The organism is Devosia sp. Leaf64 (assembly GCF_001421945.1).
In the GTDB taxonomy this organism is placed as follows: domain Bacteria; phylum Pseudomonadota; class Alphaproteobacteria; order Rhizobiales; family Devosiaceae; genus Devosia.
Map to the genome: position 1 here is coordinate 51,305 of NZ_LMLO01000017.1, position 17,535 is coordinate 68,839.

Sequence of the window (17,535 nt, forward strand, 5' to 3'; positions counted from 1 at the left end):
TTTGACGATAGATTGGCCTTATCAAGATTGACGTCAATCTTGACGCAATTGATCAATGTGAGGCCCCGTGAGCTGGATATCGGCCGATCAAGCCCTGAGTCTACTCGGCACCAAGCCGCAGACGCTCTACGCCAATGTCAGCCGCGGCCGCATCGCCGCGCGTCCTGATCCCGATGATCCCCGTCGCAGCCTTTATCGTCAGGACGATGTCGAGCGTCTCGCCGCGCGCCAAAAAGGCCGCCGCCCCGCAACGACCGTCGCCGCCGAAAGCATCGCCTGGGGCGAGCCAGTCCTCGAAACGGCGATCTCAACGGTCGCCAATGGACACTTTTATATTCGCGGTAAGGACGTCGCCGCGCTCGCCAAATCCGCCACGCTCGAGGACATGGCGGCGTTACTCTGGAACACGTCCGGCCCCATCGACTTCGCCGCCATCACCAGCAGCGGCAGCAGCGCCGGCCTGATCGCGGTCTATCGACAGATCGCCGAACTCGCCGCCACGCAAATGCCGCCCATCGGTCGCGCCCGCAGCGTCTTGATCAAGGACGCGACCCTCGTCGTGTCGCTCGTCGCTTCGGCCATTACCGGCGCCCGTTCCGGTCCAGTCCACGAGCGCCTCGCTATGCAATGGCAGCGCCCCGACGCCGCAAACAGCCTCCGCTGCGCCCTCGTCCTCTTGGCCGAACACGAACTCAACGCCTCGACCTTTGCCGCCCGCGTCACAGCCTCAACCGGCGCACCTTTGGCCGCCGCGGTCCTTTCAGGCCTCGCAGCTTTATCTGGTCCCCTCCACGGCACCGCCAGCCTCAGCATGGGCGCCCTCGTCCGTGACGCCAAGCGCCACGGCGTCGAGGCCACGATTTCGAGCCTCCTCCGCCAAGGCCGCCCCCTGCCCTGCTTCGGCCACCGGCTTTATCCTGACCACGACATCCGCGCACCAGCACTAATGGCGACGTTCGAAGTCCCAAAACTCTTTGCAGAACTCGCCAAGGTCGGCGAGGCAATGAGTGGCGAAAAGCCGAATATCGACTTCGCCCTCTCCGCCTTGGTTGCGGTCTATGATCTGCCTGAAGATGCCCCGCTGCAAATCTTCGCGCTGGCAAGAAGCGTCGGTTGGCTGGCCCATGCGCTAGAGCAGATCGAAACCGGCGCCCTGATCAGGCCAAGGGCGCGGTATGCGGGCGTGCCGATACCCCCACCCAACCTCCCCCTCTAGCGGGAGGAGTGGATCTGGGCTCCCAAAAATTTCGGCAAACTCGATAGATCCCTCCCCCTACCAGGGGGAGGTTAGGTGGGGGTTATTCAGCCTCAGCCGAACACACTCGCCCCGCGATCGGCCACACCAACCAGACTCCGGAACCCGGCAAACAACTCACGCCCCATCCCAAAGTGCTGCGGCCGCAGGTCTTCCAGAGCCGGGGTGCGCGAGAAGAATTCCTTCTCGTCGCCGAGGAAGGTCAGCGTGCCTTCATTGGCATCGAGCCGGATCATGTCGCCATCGCGGATCTTGCTGATCGGGCCGCCATCGACGGCTTCCGGGGTCATGTGGATCGCTGCCGGCACTTTACCCGAAGCCCCCGACATGCGGCCGTCCGTCAAAAGGGCGACCTTGAAGCCGCGATCCTGCAAAATGCCGAGCGAAGGCGTTAGCTTGTGCAATTCCGGCATGCCGAGCGCCTTGGGGCCCGAGAAGCGCACGACGGCGATGAAATCACCAGTCAATTCGCCGGCCTTGAACGCCGCCTGCATGCCATCCTGGCTGTGGAAGACGCGCGCCGGCGCTTCGACCACGCGATGCTCCGGCTTGACCGCCGACACCTTGATCACCGAGCGGCCGAGATTGCCGGTAAGAAGTTTGAGGCCGCCCGTCTGCTGGAACGGCGCCTTGACGCTGGTCAACACCTTGGGCAGCGCGCTCTCGGCCGGAGCTGGTTCGAAGGCCAGCTTGTCTTCGATCAACTTGGCTTCGACACTGTAATTGGACAGCCCCGCACCCCAGACGGTCTTGACGTCTTCGTGCAGATACCCGCCCTCGAGCAATTCGCGGATCATGAAGCCCATGCCGCCCGCAGCGTGGAAATGGTTCACGTCAGCCACCCCATTGGGATAGACGCGCGCCAGAAGCGGGGTCGCGTCAGACAGGTCGCTCATATCGTCCCACGTCACCTGCAGGCCCGCTGCTGCCGCCATGGCGATCAGGTGCATGGTGTGATTGGTCGAGCCGCCCGTCGCATGGAGCCCCACAAGCCCGTTGATGATGGCCTTCTCATCGACGATGTGGCCGATGGGCGTATATTCATTGCCCTGCGCCGTCAGCGACAGCGCCCGCTTGGTCGCCTCACGCGTCAGCGCATCGCGCAACGGCGTACCGGGATTGACAAAGCTCGCGCCGGGCAGATGCAGGCCCATGATTTCCATGAGCATCTGGTTCGAATTCGCCGTGCCATAGAAGGTGCAGGTACCCGCCGAATGGTACGACTTGCTCTCGGCTTCGAGCAGTTCGGCCCGGCCAACCTTGCCCTCGGCGTAAAGCTGGCGAACTTTTGCCTTTTCGTCGTTCGGAATGCCCGAAGGCATCGGGCCTGCAGGCACGAACACAGCCGGCAAATGCCCGAAGGTCAGCGCGCCGATGACGAGGCCGGGCACGATCTTGTCGCAAATCCCGAGATAGACGCCGGCATCGAACATATTGTGCGAGAGCGCGATGGCCGTCGCCATGGCAATCACATCGCGCGAGAAGAGGCTGAGATCCATGCCCGGCTGGCCCTGGGTGACCCCGTCGCACATGGCCGGCACGCCGCCCGCCACTTGGGCCGTCGCGCCCATTTCACGCGCCGCTTCCTTGATGATGTCGGGATAGAATTGGTAGGGCTGATGCGCCGAGAGCATGTCGTTGTAGCTTGTGACGATGCCGAGGTTCAGCGTCTTGTTGCCGGCCAAAGCCGCCTTTTCTGAGGGCGCGCAGGCGGCAAAGGCGTGGGCGATATTACCGCAGGAAAGGCTCGAGCGATGCACGCCTGCTTCCCGGGCTGACTCGATGCGCGCGAGATAGTCGCGGCGCGTATCCTGGCTGCGGGCCGCAATGCGGTCGGTCACGTCCTTGATGGCCTGGCGGACGGTCATGGTCATTTCTCCATATAAGGCAAGGACGCACCAAAGGGGGGCCGCTGGCGCGGAGAAGCCTTGCAACGATGACTAGCCACCAGGCGCGGCCGGAGCGGTCGATTGGGGACCGCCCCAGGGGCTCAAGGAGACCAGTAAACTGAAAGCGGCGCGCCCGAGCGCAGCACAGCGCGGATCGGCATCTCATCGACCGGTCCGTCGCCGAGCGCCTTTTCGAGCACCGCGGCCTTTTCCTCTCCCTCGATGTGGAGATAGAGGCCATCGGTTTCCAACAGGCGCGGCAGGGTAAAGGTGATGCGCGGTTCGCCCGCGCCCGGCGCGTGGATGGCAAGGGTCGGGCCCGCTGCCGTCAGCGCTTCGTCGAGCGTATCGCCGCCCGGAAAAAAGCTCGCCGTATGACCGTCATTGCCCATGCCGAGGATCACGGCGGCAAAAGGCTTTGGCAGCGCACCGACAAGTGCATTGGTCTTGGCCACGGCATCGGACGTCGGCTCGTCGCCACCCGAATAGAGCGGCACGAACCGGGCGACGGCCGCCGGGCCCTGCAGCATCTTCTCGTTGACCAGCAGCGCATTGGAGCGATCGCTGGTTTCGTCGACCCAGCGTTCATCGACGAGGGTCACGATGACCTTTGTCCAGTCGATGTCCCTGAATTTGCCCAGCGCCATGAAGAATTTGCCGGGCGTCGAGCCACCGCTGACAGCAATCGCCGCCTCGCCGCGCTCGGCAATGGCCGTGCGAATGCGGTCCGCTACGGCTTCGGCCAGTTCCTTGGCGAGGGTCGGCCTGTCGGCAAAGGTGCGGCGATCGAGGGTCACGAGAGCGCACCCTCATACCAGGAGCGGCCATCGCGCTCGATCAGCGCCACGGCGCCGCTTGGACCCCAGGTGCCAGCTGTATAGGTCTGCGGCGGCTCGCTCGAGCGATCCCAAGCTTCGCGGATCGGATCGACCCACATCCAGGCGGCTTCGAGCTCATCGCGACGCATGAAGAGCGTCTGGCTACCACGCACCACGTCCATCAAGAGGCGCTCATAGGCCTCCGGCGTACGCTCGGCAAAGGTCTCGGCAAAGGAGAGGTTCAGCGGCACTTCACGAAGGCGCATGCCGCCCGGACCCGGATCCTTGATCATCATGAGGAGCTTGACGCCCTCATTGGGCTGGAGACGCATGATCAGCTTATTGGGCTTGGGCGCGCCTTCGGCATGGTCGAAGATCGAGTGCGGAATGGGCTTGAACTGGATGCAGATTTCCGAGACGCGCTCGGCCATGCGCTTGCCGGTGCGCAGATAAAACGGCACGCCGGCCCAGCGCCAATTGTCGATATTGGCCTTGAGCGCCACAAAAGTTTCCGTGCGGCTGCCCTTCTTTTCTTCCGGCAGCTCGTCCTGATAGCCGGCAACCGAAGTCGCTTCCGAGGACACGCCGCGATACTGGCCACGCACGGTCGATTTGGCGACTTCGCCATTGACGATCGGCCGCAGCGCCCGCAGCACCTTCAGCTTTTCGTCGCGCAGCGCATTGGCTTCGTCCGAAGCCGGGGGCTCCATGGCCACAAGGCAGAGAAGCTGCAGCATGTGGTTCTGGATCATGTCGCGTAGCGCGCCGCTCTCGTCATAATAGCCGCGCGTACCGGCGCCGACGCTTTCGGCCACGGTCAACTGAACGTGGTCGATATGGGCCGAATTCCAGACTGGCTCGAAGAGCGTATTGGCAAAGCGCAGGGCCAGGAGGTTCTGCACCGTCTCTTTGCCGAGATAATGGTCGATGCGATAGACCTGATCTTCCTTGAAGATCTTGGCCACGCCGTCGTTGATTGCCTTGGACGAGGTGAGATCGTGGCCGAGCGGCTTTTCGATCACGACGCGCGCGTCGCGGCGATAAAGCTTCTTGGCCGCCAGATATTCGGCGATGGGTTCGAACAGGTCCGGCGCCACGGCGAGGTAAAAGGCGCGCACGATCTTTGGATCATTGCGCAGCGCCTTGCCGAGATCGCCCGATTCCTCGGGCTTGCTGGCATCAACCGGCACGTAGGTGCAGATCTTGACGAAGCGCTCGATGGTCGCTGCGTCCTGATATTCCTTTTCGACGAACTGGCTGATCGCATCGCGAACGGACGTCTGGAAATCGGCTTCGGTCAGCTTTGAGCGCGACGCGCCGATGATGCGGCTCTGTTCGTCGAACTGGCCGTCCTTGAAGCGCTGATAGAGCGCAGGAACGAGCTTGCGCTTGGTCAGGTCACCCGTGGCGCCAAACACCACATAGTCAAAGGGCTGGACGGGGATGATACGGCTGGACACGGGGCAAGGTCCCTAGTTTGAAGCGACATTTTGCTTGGCGAGGATGACCGCGCCATGCAGGGGCTCGAATTGCGGCAGGGCGACAAAGTCACCATAGCGTTCGGTGAGGCGCGGAAAGAGCCGCTGCCCAAGGCCACCAACAATGGCCATCACCTTGGCATCGTGCGATTTGAACCAGCGCACATAGGTGTCGATATAGCTCATCTGGATATCGAGCAATTTGAGCGCGACTGGATCGTTCCGCTCTAGATGTTCGAACCAGAGCGGCATGAGTTTGCCGAACTCGCCGGGCGCGCGGCCGATCAGGGCGTCATCGCACCCTTCGCTGCCATCGCGGCTCAAGAGTTTTAAATCCATTTCGGTGGCAAAAGACCAGGTCATCACGGCCTGATTATCGCCGCCCAGCGCAGCTACCACCGCTTCGGTCAGCGGCGAGCCTTCGACGAGACCGTCTTCTGCCTCGACGGCATAGCGCGCCAGTTCCCGGCCAAGAATCGCGCCCGACATCTGGTCGCCGATATGAAAGCCCCAGCCGCCAGCCTGATAGCGCTTGCCGCCAACGATCGACATGGCAGCAGAGCCGGTGCCGATGATAACGACCCCGCCTTCGCCGCCCGCAAGCGCGCCGGCATGGGCAATGTCGATATCGTCGTAAACTGTGACGCCGGCAAAGGGCCAAGCGCGCGCGGCGAACTCGGCCCGCGCCGTATCCATACGCCCACCCGCCATGCCGAAGCAGGCATAGGTATTGGCGGTCTCGGCATAGTCGATCCCGGCCGCCTTGAACACATCGCGGGTACCGTCGAGGATCGCCTTATAGGCCGGTTCACCATCGTCGATCTGCAGATTGGAACGGCCGTTCTTCACTTCGGCCAGCGTCACCAGATTTTCGTCGGCCAAACGCACGCGGCAATTGGTGCCACCGCCGTCAACGCCAAGATAATATCGGGCCACGCGGTTTCTCCGTGAAAGGGATGGGGCTGATTGATTCGGCGCGAAGCGGCGTTCACCCGAAGCGGCCACACCCTAAGGTGTCAGTTTCGCGCGGACCATAGTGCGAAAGAAGCTAAGACGAAAGTAGTATAAGGCAGAAAAACGACCACCTTCTCATCGCTGTGGCCCGATTACTCCTGCGGCTGCACCGCGGCCCGCCCAAGATCGGTCAGGCCATAGATGCCCCGGCTTTCCCGCACGAACCAGCCATAAACATTGCTCCGCAGAATCGTTGCGGCGCGCGCCACCAATGGCTTCAATTGTTTCGGGCTCTGCGACCCGCTCAAAAGCGCCGTGGCGCATAGGATGCAGTCTTGCCGATAGGCGGTCATGATCGGCTTGCCGCGTCCCCCGCCCTTTTGCGGATCACCGATGCGCCGCTTGTGTTCGTCAAGGAGGCGCGATCGCTTCTTGGCATCCTTGCGTGGCGTCACCGCAAAGGGCGCCACCACGACATTGACCGCTCCAGCCTCGGAAACCGTCAGCATCCCAAAGCCCAGCCGCCGGCAGAGATTGCGAAAACGCGCATCGTGCTCGCGCCCCTTCGCTGTTTTCGCCGCCCGCGCCGCGAGCCACACTTCATCGGTATAGGTCGCGCGCTGCACCGCCTGCATGACAAGCTCGAGATTGAAGGCCAGCTTCATTTCGCAAACGACGATCACTGGCGGATCGTCATTGGTCACCCCGACCAGATCGCATCCATTGACCTCGCCCTTGACCACATATCCCGCGCTTTCCATAAAGGCTTTGAGCGGCAGATAGAGATCGGTCTCAGCCATGGGCGCGTTCAAATCCATATGCGTTTGTGCCTCATCTAACTGAGTCTCTCACTCAGAACAGCAGCCGGCTTACCTCCATCCATTTCACGAGACTCGGGAACATCTCGGCCCCGCAAATGGTTTTGAGACGTCTTGCTGCCGCGCTGGTGGCGGCGGCATGCAGAGGAGACTTCCATGCGGCACACATTGGTTTTGGGTGGAGCCCGGTCTGGCAAGACCGCCTTTGCCGAACGACTGGCCATGCGCTCAGGCAGCAAACCGCTCTATCTCGCAACCACCGAAGCGCTTGATGATGACATGCGCGACCGCGTGCAAAGCCATCGCGCCCGCCGCGCCGGCCGGTTCGATCTGCGCGAGGAGCCCATGCAGATCTCGCACGCCATTCTCCAGGCAGGCGAAGAGCACGATGTCATCCTCGTCGATTGCGTGACACTCTGGATCAACAACATGCTGGTATCGGGCGAGGACGTCGCGACTGCCGTCAGCGAACTCTGCGCCACACTCGTTGAATTCAAAACCTCGAAAGTCGTGCTCGTCAGCAATGAACTTGGTCTCGGCATCAGCCCAGAAGATCCCCTGACCCGCACTTTTCGCGATCTGGCCGGCTCGACCCATCAACGCCTCGGCGAAATCTGCGACGATGTCTATTTCGTCGCCGCCGGGCTTCCACTCACTCTCAAGGGCGAGACGCCGCCGATCGAAAACTGACAGAAATATTCGCGGGCTTTTGAGGGACATTTATCAATCCCTCGAGAAGAAAGCATGCGGGATCAAGGGCTTGTCCCGCGCCCGCCTAGATAGAAATGCTTCTGAAAATCACTCGCAAATACAATCACTTGCGGGCGGATAACATTGCCGCTATGGGCCGCGCTCACGCTTGCGGAGTTCCCATCATGGCCGTCACCAATAGAACGCTGACCATAGCGGCGATCAGCCTCGGCGTCGGTATCCTGGTGCTTGGCCTAAAACTCCTCGCCTGGCGTTTTACCGGCTCGATCGCGCTTTATTCCGATGCGCTGGAATCAATCGTCAACGTCGTCACCGCCATTCTGGCGCTGATCGCCGTGCGCCTCTCGCAGCGCCCGGCCGACGCCTCCCTGCCCTATGGCTATCACAAGGCTGAATATTTTTCGGCTGTGCTCGTTGGCGTCATGATCATCGTCGCGGCGATTCTGATCCTCCGCGAAGCCTATTTTGGCTTCATCAATCCCGAGCTCCCCGAGGCGCCCGTCGAAGGCATTGCCATCAGCGTCTTCGCGACCCTCATCAATCTCGGTTGGGCGCAATATCTCCGCCGCTATGGCAATCGCGTCCGCTCCCCGGCGCTCGTTGCCGACGCCAAGCATCTGATGACCGATGTGGTCTCGACCTTCGGCGTTATCGTCGGCCTCGCGCTCGTCTACATGACCGGCATTGCCGCGCTCGACGCCGTCCTCGCCGCCCTCGTTGCGCTCAACATTCTCTGGTCCGGTTGGGGCGTCATTCGCGAAAGCGTCGGTGGCCTCATGGACGTCGCCGTGCCGCCCGAAACCCAGAAATCCATTCGCGACGTCATCGCCCAGAACGCCGATGGCGCCATCGAAGCCCATGACATCCGCACCCGCCAGGCTGGCAAGCTGACCTTCATCGACTTCCACCTCGTCGTCCCCGGCGCCATGACCGTGGATACCGCCCACAAGATCTGCGACGACATCGAAGCCAAGCTGCGCGAAGCCGTCGAAGACGTGCAGATCACCATCCATGTCGAACCGGAGAACAAGGCGAAGCATGCGGGGATCGTAGTACTGTAAGCGATAGGCAAGGCCCCCTCACCTGCCGGCAAGGAGCGGTACCTCTCCCTCTGGGGGAGAGGTCGGCCAAAGGCCGGGTGAGGAGGCCTTCCCTTACTCACCGCCCCTTGCCTAACCCCAACTCCACAGGCAATCTCCCGCCATGCGCACCATAGCCCCCCTCTTCGCCCTCGCCCTCCTCGTCCTGCCCGCAACCGCGCAGGAAACCTGGAGCGCCTACGAAAACCCCGCCTTCAATTATGCCGTCGATATCCCGCCCGGCTTCGAGGGTCAGGGCGCTGAGGCCAACGGTTCGGGCGAGACCTTCCTCTTCGACGGCCGCGTCGGTCGCCTCAAGATCTGGGCCGCGCCGCTCGGCGCCAGTGGTTTTGAAACCGAATCCTATGGCCAGCTCGCATCCGACATGGCTTCCGGCTGGGGCGTCACCGAGCGCTCGACCACACCCACCTGGGCCACATGGTCCGGCGCCAAGAAGGATCGCGTGCTCAAGGAGCACATGATCGCTTTATGCGATGGCAAAGCCTATGCCGCGCTCCGCTTCGACTATGCCCAGACCGACCGCAGCAAATTCGACCCTCTGGTCGATCAGCTCGTCGCTTCCCTCAAGGCCGATTGCTGAGCCGCAACTAGCCCGGCATGGGCGATGATCTGCCGTGCCGCCTCCTGCGGTTCGATTTCCGACGTATCGAGATCGAACCGATTGGGATGCGTAACGCGCAGAATTTCCCTTGCCCTCGCGGCCAGTGCCCCGTCGACATCGGTCATTTTCAGCCGCGTTTCGCGCTCGGCTGACGGCACCCGCACCGCATGCGCCGCGTCCGATGCCCTCAGGATCACCGGAACGAAGACCCCGCCCCGCTTCTCCGAAGTCGCGACGACCTCGTCGAACGCCTCCCGATCCATCGGATCCTCTTCCATCAAGGCATTGGTCAGAACAAAGCTCGCCCGCTCCGGCGCGATCTCGGCCATCGCTGTCAGCGCCTGCCGCCTGATCGTCATGATCAAGTCCCAGGCCCGTTCCGGAATCTTCGTCCGCCCATCCTCGCGGATCAACGAAAAGATGACGTTGTTGGCGAGGTGATTGTCGAACACCCGCGCGCCAGTCTGCGCCGCGATTTCCTGGGCGATCGTATATTTGCCGACCCCATAATGGCCGATCAGATAGATGATCGTGTTCCGCATCGGCCTCAATAGTCCTGCTTAGGCAGTTCGTCGGGATAGGGATAGCCGAGCGAAATCGACTGCACCCGCACGTCGAGCGTTTTCAGAAGCGGTTCCGAAGACGGCACCGTCACTTCGCCCGAAACAGCGTCCACATTCAAATCCGAGGGATACTCATCATTGGGCGCAAAGCGGATCCAGAAGCCGCAGCCGTCTTCGGGATTGACGAGCTTGCCCTTCTCGAACACGGCATTGCCGCCATAATCCCACCAGAACCCACCGACGGTGAACGGCGCGCCATTGATCGCCTCGACCTCGGCGACGGTCATGCCGATGCGCACGCCCGTCGGCGTCTGCTGGCTGGGCGACAGATCGACCGAGCCGAGATATTCGAGCTTGTCCTCGTCCCACCAGCTGAATTCGATCACCCGCTGCGGATCGTCGGGATAGACCGTCGTCGCCATGAATTCCACGCCCTCGGCGCCATAGGCCATGCCGGTTTTGACGTTGTCGGCCCCAAACGTCTCCTTGACCAGCGCGTCCGAACTCTTGCGGCCATAGACGCCGTCGCAGGTGACGGTTTCTGCCGCAGACGGTTCGGCCTTGGCCTTTTCCTTGGCCGCAAGCGGCATGGTCGCAACCAGAGCCAGTGACAAAGCGGCAAATGACAAACGAGCGAACATGGCAAAATTCCTCCCAATCCCCGAGGCCCATTCTGTCCGAGCCTGCGCATGTCCGCAATTGACGACTCGCGCTATGAACGGGGGCTGAAAAGGAGCCCGCCGATAATGGAAAAGATCAAATTCAGCCGCGAAGAGACCAAGGCCATCGTCGGCGAGATCCAGGATTATTTCCGCGAAGAGCTCGATCAGTCCATCGGCGCCATCCCCGCCGAAATGCTGATGCAGTTTTTTGCCGAGCGCATGGGCAGCTATTTTTACAATCGCGGGCTTTATGACGCTCAGGCGCTTGTCAAAAAGCAGGTAGATAATCTCACCGACGAAATCTTTTCGCTGGAACGCCCAACAAATCACCTGCGTTCATGAGCCTTGCCAAGACCGGGTGCGCCGCACGAAACATGCGAGGCGCGCCCGACCGGGCCGATTCTCCCCTACGGTGTTTCAATGGGCCTCAATTTTCCCACCCTCGCCCCCATCGGGCTGCTGCTCGCGTCCAATCTCTTCATGACTTTCGCCTGGTATTGGCACCTCAAATACCATGGCCTCGTGCTCTGGGTCGTGGTGTTGATCAGTTGGGGCGTGGCGTTCTTCGAATATTGGCTCGCCATCCCCGCCAATCGCATCGGCAGCGCCGTCTATTCGGCCGCAGAGCTCAAGACCATCCAGGAGGTCATCTCCCTTTCGGTCTTCGCGCTCTTCGCCGTCTTCTATCTCGGCGAAAAACTCACCTGGAACCACGCCATCGGCTTTGCCTTTATCGGCATCGGCGCCCTCTTCATCTTCAAGGGCCCGCTCAAGTAGCCTGCCAGGACGGAAACGGATCAGGCAGCACGGTCCAGGCGTCGGGCGTCATCGTCCGCGCCGGCACGAGGCAGGCATCGAGCCGGCGGCGGATATCGGCCTCGTCCATCGGGTCGGTGCCGATAAAAACCAGTTCCTGGCGCCTGTCGCCCCAGACGGGATCGAGATAAGGCGCCATGGATTTCCGCCATTCCGCGCTCTCGGGCCAACGTTGTGCGGGCACCGCCGCCCACCACATGCCCCGCCGCTGCGTCCGCACCAAAGCGCCGGCTTGGCTCAGTTCACCAACCAGATCAGGCCGCGTCGCCAGCCAGAAAAATCCTTTGGCGCGGATCACGCCAGGCCAGGCCGAATTGATAAACCGATCGAGCAGCAGCGGATTGAACGGCCGCCGCGCCCGATAGACGAACGAGCGCACCCCATATTCCTCGGTCTCGGGCAGATGATCCTTGAAGCCATTGAGCTCCTTGAACCAAAGCGGATTGGTCTCGGCCACCTCGAGGTTGAACAGTCCGGTATCGAGCACCTCATCCAGTGCCACCTGGCCGAAATCGGTCTCGACGATCTTCGCCGCCGGGTTGAGCGCCTTGATGATCGTCCGCGCCGCCTGCCGGTCTGCCTCCGGTGCGGTCGAGATCTTGTTGAGCACCACCACATCGGCAAATTCGATCTGCTCGACCAGAAGATCGACCAGCGCCCGCTCGTCGCCCTCCCCCGCCGTCTCGCCGCGATCGCGCAAAAAATCGGTCGAGGCATAGTCTTTGAGAAGGTTCGCGCAATCGACCACCGTCACCATGGTGTCGAGCCGCGTCACATCCGAGAGCGAAAAACCGCGCTCATCGCGAAAGTCGAACGTCGTCGCCACCGGTAGCGGCTCGGAAATGCCGCTCGATTCAATCAGCAGATAATCGAAACGGTTCTCGCCCGCGAGCCGCGTCACCTCCGCCAGGAGATCGTCGCGCAGCGTGCAACAGATGCAGCCATTGCTCATCTCGACCAACGTTTCTTCGGTCCGGCTCAAATTGGCGCCGCCATCGCGCACGAGCGCCGCGTCGATATTGACCTCGCTCATATCGTTGACGATGAGCGCGACCTTACGCCCCTCGCGATTGTTGAGAATATGGTTGAGCAACGTCGTCTTGCCGGCGCCGAGAAAGCCGGACAGCACGGTGACTGGGAGTTTTTTGGCACTTTGATGGTGGGGGGCCATGACAGTCTCCATTGGAGAAGACCCCGCCGCCGAGCCGGGCGGCAGGGCATAAATTTAGTGCTGAGCGCCGGAGCCGCCGACGGCGACGATCGTATAGGGCGCGCCCTCGACGGGGATATCGCCGGAAATGGCAAAGCCTGCGATATCGACGAGGTGCACCAATCCCCTGAGCGGATCGGTCACGGCGACCTTATCGCCGACCACTGCCAGTCGCGGCCGCGGCAGACTCCATTCGCCATCCATCGAATAGGGCTCGGTCACCTTGAGCGCCTGGGTCAGCTCACCCTTGACCACGTCGAGCTGCCGCAAGAAGCCGTCCTCGGTAAAAATATAGGCAAGGCGCGGCCGGCCGGGATCGGTGACAAAATGCACTCGTCGCGTCGGCAACTCGACCAGGCGATAGGGCTCAGCCTCTGCCGGGTCGATGATCACGACCTTGTCCGGCCCATAATTGCCGAGGAAATATTGCATCCCCTGCCCGCCGACGAGCGTCGTCGTCTTGCCGTCCGGAAGCCCGGCATAATCGAGTTTCTTAACCTCCGGCGCGCCTGAGCCGGAGACGACCAGCACGCCATCACCGCAACCGATCGTCAGCAGATTGCCTGATGCCGCCTCGCCATGAAGGTCCGGACAGGCATAGGTTTCACCCACTTGCTCGCCCCTGGCATCGAGCACATTGAGCCCCACGCGCGGCTTCTTTTCGTCTTCGGCATTGGCCGTCGACACCAGCGTATAATCGCCCCACGGCACTGCCAGCCCATGATGCGCTGTGCCGCTATCGAGCTGAGCCGGCGTCACCGTGCCTTCATGAACCCACTGCCCGGCGTCGAAGAGATCGACCTTGCCCGAGCCATCGAAAAACAACGCCACCTTGCCGTCATGCTCGACAAAATGCGCCGGTTTTTCGCCCGCGATCACCGCATCCACCAATGCGGGCGCCGAAACCGCGATATCGCCGTGGTCGCCATGATCTTCGAACGCGATGCCGGAGCGAATAGCCGAAACCTGATTGCTCGCGCCCTGCACCGCAAAAACCGCATCGCCCGATGCACTGGCATAAAGCGATGCGGGGCTCTTGAGGGCAAAACTATCAAGCACCTCCCCGCTCAACGCATCGATCGCCGTCACCTTGCCCTCGGCATGATCGCCGACGAACAACCGCCACGCGGTGACATCATCGGCCAAAACCGGCCCCGTCAGTGCCGTGGCAAAAAGCAGGCGAGCAAAAAGAAATCGCATGTCATTTCCGTTATGTTAGAACGTAACTATTGGGTTTGTAGGCGTGCGAAAACCCGTCCGTCCCAAGGGACAGATGGATCATCTGCGAAATGAGAGGAAAGGCCGGCGGCTTAAATCGCCACCGGCTCATAATCTAGTGGTCAGCCGAGGCAATCAACGAGGCCGGTCGCAAGCCCACGCAGCAAGTTGGCGTAGAGATCGGGGCCTTCGGTCAGCGCGCTGCCTTCCGGATCAAGCACGCCGGCCTTGGCATTGGTGCCCTCGATGATCGTCTTGACGATCGTCGGCTCGAAATTAGGCTCGGCAAAGACGCAGGTCGCGCCAAGCTCTTGCACCTTGGTGCGCAACTGATCGACCCGCGCCGCGCCGGGCATCACCTCGGGCGACACTGTGATCGAGCCTGCCACATCAAGCCCAAAGCGCTTTTCGAAATACTGGTAGGCGTCGTGGAAGACGATGAAAGGCTTGTCTTTCACCCCGATCAAACTGGCATTGATCTCGGTCTCAAGCGCACCAAGCGTCGCGATTTCAGTTTCGGCATTCGAATTATACTTTGCCGCATTGTCCGGGTCCGCGGCCGACAGCACCTTGGCGATATCGGTCACCATGAGCTTGGCATTTTCCGGATCGAGCCAGAAATGCATATCCCCTTCGCCCTCTTCATGGGCGTGGTCATGCTCTCCGTGCTCGTGCCCTTCTTCGGCGTGCTCGTCGCCATGGGAATGATGCTCGAATGCCCCGCCCTCGCGCACCGGCAGGAGCGTAATCCCCTCGGCATCGGCGAGCTCGACCGTCTCGGCTTTGGTCGAGAGCGTCTCGAGCGCATCGGCAAGGAACAGCTCCATCCCATGCCCGGTCCAGAACACGATATCGCCATTTTCGAGCGCGGCAGCATCGGAAGGACGCAGCGAATAGGTATGCGGCGATGCCGATCCCTTGACGATCAGGCCGGGCTCGCCCACCCCCGCCATCACCGCCGCCACCAGCGAGTGGACAGGCTTGGTCGAGGCCACCACATTGGGTACGGCCAAGGCCGTGCCAGTCAACATCAGGCTCGTCAGAGCCACAAAGGGAAGAAGCCGGGTCATGTCAGACACCTCTTGTCGGCAGGATCATGCGCAACAACATGTTATATTATTACGCTTGCGGCGGTGTTATGCTATAACGTAAATCTCAGCGTCAAGAGCACAGTTGGAAAGTTTTATGAATATGCGTGCCAAGGGCGAGACGCTGATCACGCTGGCCGGTGCCGGCGTGCGGAGCGGTGGCCGTGTCCTCGTCGAGGGCGTTGACCTGTCGATTTCGCGCGGTGAGATCGTCACCTTGATCGGCCCCAATGGCTCGGGCAAGTCGACGACCGCCAAGATGGCGACTGGCGTCTTGAAGCCGACGACTGGGACCGTCACGCGCAAGCCGGGCCTAAAAATCGGCTATGTCCCGCAAAAGCTCAGCATCGACTGGACGCTCCCCTTAACGGTCGAGCGCCTCATGACTTTGACCGGCCGTTTCTCGCGCTCCGAAATTGAATCCGCACTTGAAGCCGTCGGCGCGCGCCGTCTCCTCGGCGCGGCCGTGCAGGAACTTTCGGGCGGCGAGTTCCAGCGCGTGCTCTTTGCCCGCGCAATGATCCGCAAGCCCGATCTGCTCGTCCTCGACGAACCTGTTCAGGGCGTCGATTTTTCCGGCGAAGTGGCGCTTTACGAACTCGTCCGCCAGATCCGCGACGTCACCCAGGCCGGCATCCTGATGATCAGCCACGACCTCCACGTCGTCATGGCCGAAACCGACACCGTCATCTGCCTCAACGGCCACATCTGCTGCCGCGGCACCCCAGCCGCCGTCAAACGCAGCCCCGAATATCTTGCGTTGTTCGGCACCCGCGCCGCCGAAACCCTGGCAATCTACGAGCATCACCACGATCACGAGCATCACGACGATGGCTGTGTGGTGGGCAAGGATGGCAAGCACGACCATCATCACGAGCATGCGGGGCATCATCATGGGTGAGCGCATGCGCGTGTTGCCCCACCCCCTCCCATCCTCCCCCATCAAGGGGGAGGTTTCGGGCCGGTGGCTTTGGTCAGATGTTGCCCAGCACTCGATCTGCACCTCCCCCTCGATGGGGGACGTTGGGAGGGGGTGCTCCCACGCACCAGCGCGGCAAGGAGTCCTCCATGCTCACTGATTTCTTCTCCCGCGCCATCGCCGCCGGCATCGGCCTTGCCTTCGTCACCGGCCCGCTCGGCTGCTTCGTCGTCTGGCGCCGCATGGCCTATTTCGGCGATACCATGGCCCATTCGGCCCTGCTCGGCGTCGCCATTTCGATCCTCCTCTCGATCAACATGACCCTCGGCGTCTTCGCCGTCGCCGCCATGGTCGCCGGTGCGCTCCTTCTCCTCCAGCGCCAGAACACGCTCTCGACCGATGCCCTCCTCGGCATCCTGAGCCACTCTTCCCTTGCGGTCGGCCTCGTCCTCGTCGGCTTCCTCACCCAGGTCCGCATCGACCTCATGGGCTTTTTGTTCGGCGATATCCTCGCCGTCTCGATGGACGACATCATCATCATCTATGCCGGCGGCGCCGCGATCCTTGCGCTTCTCGCCTTGAATTGGCGTCCGCTCCTCGCTGCAACGGTCAGCCCGGAACTCGCGGAGGCCGAGGGCCTCAATCCCGAGATCAGCCGCATTCTGCTCATGCTGCTCATGGCCTCGGTCATCGCCATCGCCATGAAGCTCGTCGGCGTGTTGCTGATCACCTCGCTTCTCATCATCCCCGCAGCCACCGCGCGGCGCCTCAGCCCCACGCCCGAAATCATGGCGCTGGTCGCTGCCGGTCTCGGCGCCGTCTCCGTCGTCGGCGGCTTGTATGGGTCTCTCACCTGGGATACCGCTTCGGGACCATCCATCGTCGTGGCGGCGCTGCTTATTTTCCTCGTTTCGCTCGCGGTGCCGACCGCACGATTGTTCGGCAGGAGAGACTCTCATGGCACATAGCCACGACATGCCGACCGATCTCACGCGCAATCAGGAACTGGTGCTCGGTACGTTGACCGCCTCGATGGGTCCGCTCAGCGCCTATGATATCCTCGACAAGCTGCGCGCCGATGGCCTCCGCGCCCCGCTTCAGGTCTATCGGGCGCTTGAAAAGCTCGTCGATCGCGGCCTTGCTCACAGGCTTGAATCGCTCAACGCTTTCGTTGCTTGCGCCGATACCCATTGCCACCGCAAAGGCCTCATCGCCTTCGCCATCTGCGAAAGCTGCGGCAAGGTCGACGAATTCGCCGACGCGGTCATCGAAGAGCGCCTCGGCGCCTGGGCCGGCAAAGAGGGTTTCAAGGTCGAACGCACCACAATGGAAATCCGCGGCCGCTGCGCCGAGTGTTTGCAGAAGGCTGCTTAGGAGCACAGCCCCTAAAACTTCCACCATTCCATCGTCATTGCCCGGCTTGTCCGGGCAATCC

Annotated in this window: 19 protein-coding genes; 9 read left to right on the forward strand and 10 right to left on the reverse strand. The window is 61.9% G+C overall.

The window, feature by feature from the left end; all coding sequences use genetic code 11:
- Positions 1–67 precede the first annotated feature (67 nt).
- Positions 68–1,216, forward strand: coding sequence for a citrate synthase (locus tag ASE94_RS08995; protein ID WP_062630136.1), 1,149 nt, complete (start codon positions 68–70; stop codon positions 1,214–1,216).
- Positions 1,217–1,308: 92 nt separating this feature from the next.
- Here the strand turns inward: ASE94_RS08995 and edd are convergent, their stop codons facing one another.
- The 5 genes from edd to ASE94_RS09020 all read right to left on the reverse strand — a co-directional run bounded on the left by edd (position 1,309) and on the right by ASE94_RS09020 (position 7,194).
- A complete protein-coding gene (edd, locus tag ASE94_RS09000) occupies positions 1,309–3,123 on the reverse strand; it encodes a phosphogluconate dehydratase (RefSeq protein ID WP_062630159.1) in 1,815 nt (604 codons plus the stop codon).
- Positions 3,124–3,245: 122 nt separating this feature from the next.
- A complete protein-coding gene (gene pgl, locus ASE94_RS09005; RefSeq protein ID WP_062630137.1) occupies positions 3,246–3,941 on the reverse strand; it encodes a 6-phosphogluconolactonase in 696 nt (231 codons plus the stop codon).
- Positions 3,938–5,422, reverse strand: coding sequence for a glucose-6-phosphate dehydrogenase (gene zwf, locus ASE94_RS09010; protein ID WP_062630138.1), 1,485 nt, complete (start codon positions 5,420–5,422; stop codon positions 3,938–3,940). Before zwf ends, pgl begins: the two co-directional genes overlap by 4 nt.
- Positions 5,423–5,434: 12 nt before the next feature.
- Positions 5,435–6,376: a BadF/BadG/BcrA/BcrD ATPase family protein gene (locus tag ASE94_RS09015; protein WP_062630139.1), complete on the reverse strand. Its 942-nt coding sequence runs from the start codon at positions 6,374–6,376 to the stop codon at positions 5,435–5,437.
- 170 nt (positions 6,377–6,546) lie between these two features.
- Positions 6,547–7,194, reverse strand: coding sequence for a DUF2161 family putative PD-(D/E)XK-type phosphodiesterase (locus ASE94_RS09020; protein WP_061908080.1), 648 nt, complete (start codon positions 7,192–7,194; stop codon positions 6,547–6,549).
- 174 nt (positions 7,195–7,368) lie between these two features.
- Here ASE94_RS09020 and cobU point away from each other — a divergent pair, with 174 nt between their 5' ends.
- From cobU to ASE94_RS09035, 3 genes are all read left to right on the forward strand, one after another.
- The gene (gene cobU, locus ASE94_RS09025) at positions 7,369–7,902 is read left to right on the forward strand and encodes a bifunctional adenosylcobinamide kinase/adenosylcobinamide-phosphate guanylyltransferase (protein ID WP_062630140.1); all 534 of its coding nucleotides are present in this window, start codon (positions 7,369–7,371) and stop codon (positions 7,900–7,902) included.
- 185 nt (positions 7,903–8,087) lie between these two features.
- Entirely contained in the window at positions 8,088–8,984 is an 897-nt protein-coding gene (locus tag ASE94_RS09030; protein WP_061907777.1) for a cation diffusion facilitator family transporter, read from the forward strand.
- A gap of 142 nt (positions 8,985–9,126) precedes the next feature.
- Positions 9,127–9,603 carry a hypothetical protein gene (locus ASE94_RS09035; protein WP_062630141.1) on the forward strand — a complete coding sequence of 159 codons (477 nt, stop codon included), beginning with the start codon at positions 9,127–9,129 and terminating at the stop codon, positions 9,601–9,603.
- On the opposite strand, the gene ASE94_RS09040 is transcribed toward ASE94_RS09035, so the two are convergent.
- A complete protein-coding gene (locus tag ASE94_RS09040) occupies positions 9,570–10,166 on the reverse strand; it encodes a hypothetical protein (RefSeq protein WP_062630142.1) in 597 nt (198 codons plus the stop codon). The genes ASE94_RS09035 and ASE94_RS09040 overlap by 34 nt on opposite strands.
- Positions 10,167–10,171: 5 nt before the next feature.
- The gene (locus tag ASE94_RS09045; RefSeq protein ID WP_062630143.1) at positions 10,172–10,828 is read right to left on the reverse strand and encodes a hypothetical protein; all 657 of its coding nucleotides are present in this window, start codon (positions 10,826–10,828) and stop codon (positions 10,172–10,174) included.
- 105 nt (positions 10,829–10,933) lie between these two features.
- Between ASE94_RS09045 and ASE94_RS09050 the strand changes: the two genes are divergently transcribed.
- Together ASE94_RS09050 and ASE94_RS09055 are read left to right on the forward strand one after the other, a co-directional pair.
- Positions 10,934–11,191 (forward strand): DUF2164 domain-containing protein, encoded by a 258-nt coding sequence (locus tag ASE94_RS09050; protein ID WP_062630144.1) that lies wholly within the window; start codon positions 10,934–10,936, stop codon positions 11,189–11,191.
- Between the two features lie 78 nt (positions 11,192–11,269).
- Positions 11,270–11,626, forward strand: a complete 357-nt coding sequence (locus tag ASE94_RS09055; protein WP_061907772.1) for a DMT family protein — start codon at positions 11,270–11,272, stop codon at positions 11,624–11,626.
- Here the strand turns inward: ASE94_RS09055 and ASE94_RS09060 are convergent.
- The 3 genes from ASE94_RS09060 to ASE94_RS09070 all read right to left on the reverse strand — a co-directional run bounded on the left by ASE94_RS09060 (position 11,619) and on the right by ASE94_RS09070 (position 15,163).
- Entirely contained in the window at positions 11,619–12,836 is a 1,218-nt protein-coding gene (locus tag ASE94_RS09060; RefSeq protein WP_062630160.1) for a GTP-binding protein, read from the reverse strand. The two genes, ASE94_RS09055 and ASE94_RS09060, sit on opposite strands and share 8 nt — an antisense overlap.
- A 54-nt stretch (positions 12,837–12,890) precedes the next feature.
- On the reverse strand, positions 12,891–14,075 hold the full coding sequence (gene aztD, locus ASE94_RS09065) for a zinc metallochaperone AztD (RefSeq protein WP_062630145.1): 1,185 nt from the start codon (positions 14,073–14,075) through the stop codon (positions 12,891–12,893).
- A 140-nt stretch (positions 14,076–14,215) separates the two neighbouring features.
- Entirely contained in the window at positions 14,216–15,163 is a 948-nt protein-coding gene (locus ASE94_RS09070) for a zinc ABC transporter substrate-binding protein (RefSeq protein WP_062630146.1), read from the reverse strand.
- A 115-nt stretch (positions 15,164–15,278) separates the two neighbouring features.
- Between ASE94_RS09070 and ASE94_RS09075 the strand changes: the two genes are divergently transcribed.
- The 3 genes from ASE94_RS09075 (at position 15,279) to ASE94_RS09085 (ending at position 17,474) form a co-directional block, all read left to right on the forward strand.
- Positions 15,279–16,082 carry an ATP-binding cassette domain-containing protein gene (locus ASE94_RS09075; RefSeq protein WP_082461122.1) on the forward strand — a complete coding sequence of 268 codons (804 nt, stop codon included), beginning with the start codon at positions 15,279–15,281 and terminating at the stop codon, positions 16,080–16,082.
- Positions 16,083–16,249: 167 nt separating this feature from the next.
- Positions 16,250–17,068, forward strand: a complete 819-nt coding sequence (locus ASE94_RS09080) for a metal ABC transporter permease (protein WP_062630147.1) — start codon at positions 16,250–16,252, stop codon at positions 17,066–17,068.
- The gene (locus tag ASE94_RS09085; protein WP_061907766.1) at positions 17,058–17,474 is read left to right on the forward strand and encodes a Fur family transcriptional regulator; all 417 of its coding nucleotides are present in this window, start codon (positions 17,058–17,060) and stop codon (positions 17,472–17,474) included. Before ASE94_RS09080 ends, ASE94_RS09085 begins: the two co-directional genes overlap by 11 nt.
- Positions 17,475–17,535 lie beyond the last annotated feature (61 nt).

What these genes read in the sequence shown, in the direction of transcription:
- ASE94_RS09035 (WP_062630141.1), top strand. Translation starts at nt 9,127, where the DNA reads ATGCGCACCATAGCCCCCCTCTTCGCCCTCGCCCTCCTCGTCCTGCCC.
- aztD (WP_062630145.1), bottom strand. Translation starts at nt 14,075, where the DNA reads ATGCGATTTCTTTTTGCTCGCCTGCTTTTTGCCACGGCACTGACGGGG.
- ASE94_RS09045 (WP_062630143.1), bottom strand. Translation starts at nt 10,828, where the DNA reads ATGTTCGCTCGTTTGTCATTTGCCGCTTTGTCACTGGCTCTGGTTGCG.
- ASE94_RS09075 (WP_082461122.1), top strand. Translation starts at nt 15,279, where the DNA reads ATGAATATGCGTGCCAAGGGCGAGACGCTGATCACGCTGGCCGGTGCC.
- ASE94_RS09055 (WP_061907772.1), top strand. Translation starts at nt 11,270, where the DNA reads ATGGGCCTCAATTTTCCCACCCTCGCCCCCATCGGGCTGCTGCTCGCG.
- ASE94_RS09040 (WP_062630142.1), bottom strand. Translation starts at nt 10,166, where the DNA reads ATGCGGAACACGATCATCTATCTGATCGGCCATTATGGGGTCGGCAAA.
- cobU (WP_062630140.1), top strand. Translation starts at nt 7,369, where the DNA reads ATGCGGCACACATTGGTTTTGGGTGGAGCCCGGTCTGGCAAGACCGCC.
- ASE94_RS09080 (WP_062630147.1), top strand. Translation starts at nt 16,250, where the DNA reads ATGCTCACTGATTTCTTCTCCCGCGCCATCGCCGCCGGCATCGGCCTT.
- ASE94_RS09050 (WP_062630144.1), top strand. Translation starts at nt 10,934, where the DNA reads ATGGAAAAGATCAAATTCAGCCGCGAAGAGACCAAGGCCATCGTCGGC.
- ASE94_RS09060 (WP_062630160.1), bottom strand. Translation starts at nt 12,836, where the DNA reads ATGGCCCCCCACCATCAAAGTGCCAAAAAACTCCCAGTCACCGTGCTG.
- ASE94_RS09030 (WP_061907777.1), top strand. Translation starts at nt 8,088, where the DNA reads ATGGCCGTCACCAATAGAACGCTGACCATAGCGGCGATCAGCCTCGGC.
- ASE94_RS09070 (WP_062630146.1), bottom strand. Translation starts at nt 15,163, where the DNA reads ATGACCCGGCTTCTTCCCTTTGTGGCTCTGACGAGCCTGATGTTGACT.
- ASE94_RS09020 (WP_061908080.1), bottom strand. Translation starts at nt 7,194, where the DNA reads ATGGCTGAGACCGATCTCTATCTGCCGCTCAAAGCCTTTATGGAAAGC.
- edd (WP_062630159.1), bottom strand. Translation starts at nt 3,123, where the DNA reads ATGACCGTCCGCCAGGCCATCAAGGACGTGACCGACCGCATTGCGGCC.
- ASE94_RS09085 (WP_061907766.1), top strand. Translation starts at nt 17,058, where the DNA reads ATGGCACATAGCCACGACATGCCGACCGATCTCACGCGCAATCAGGAA.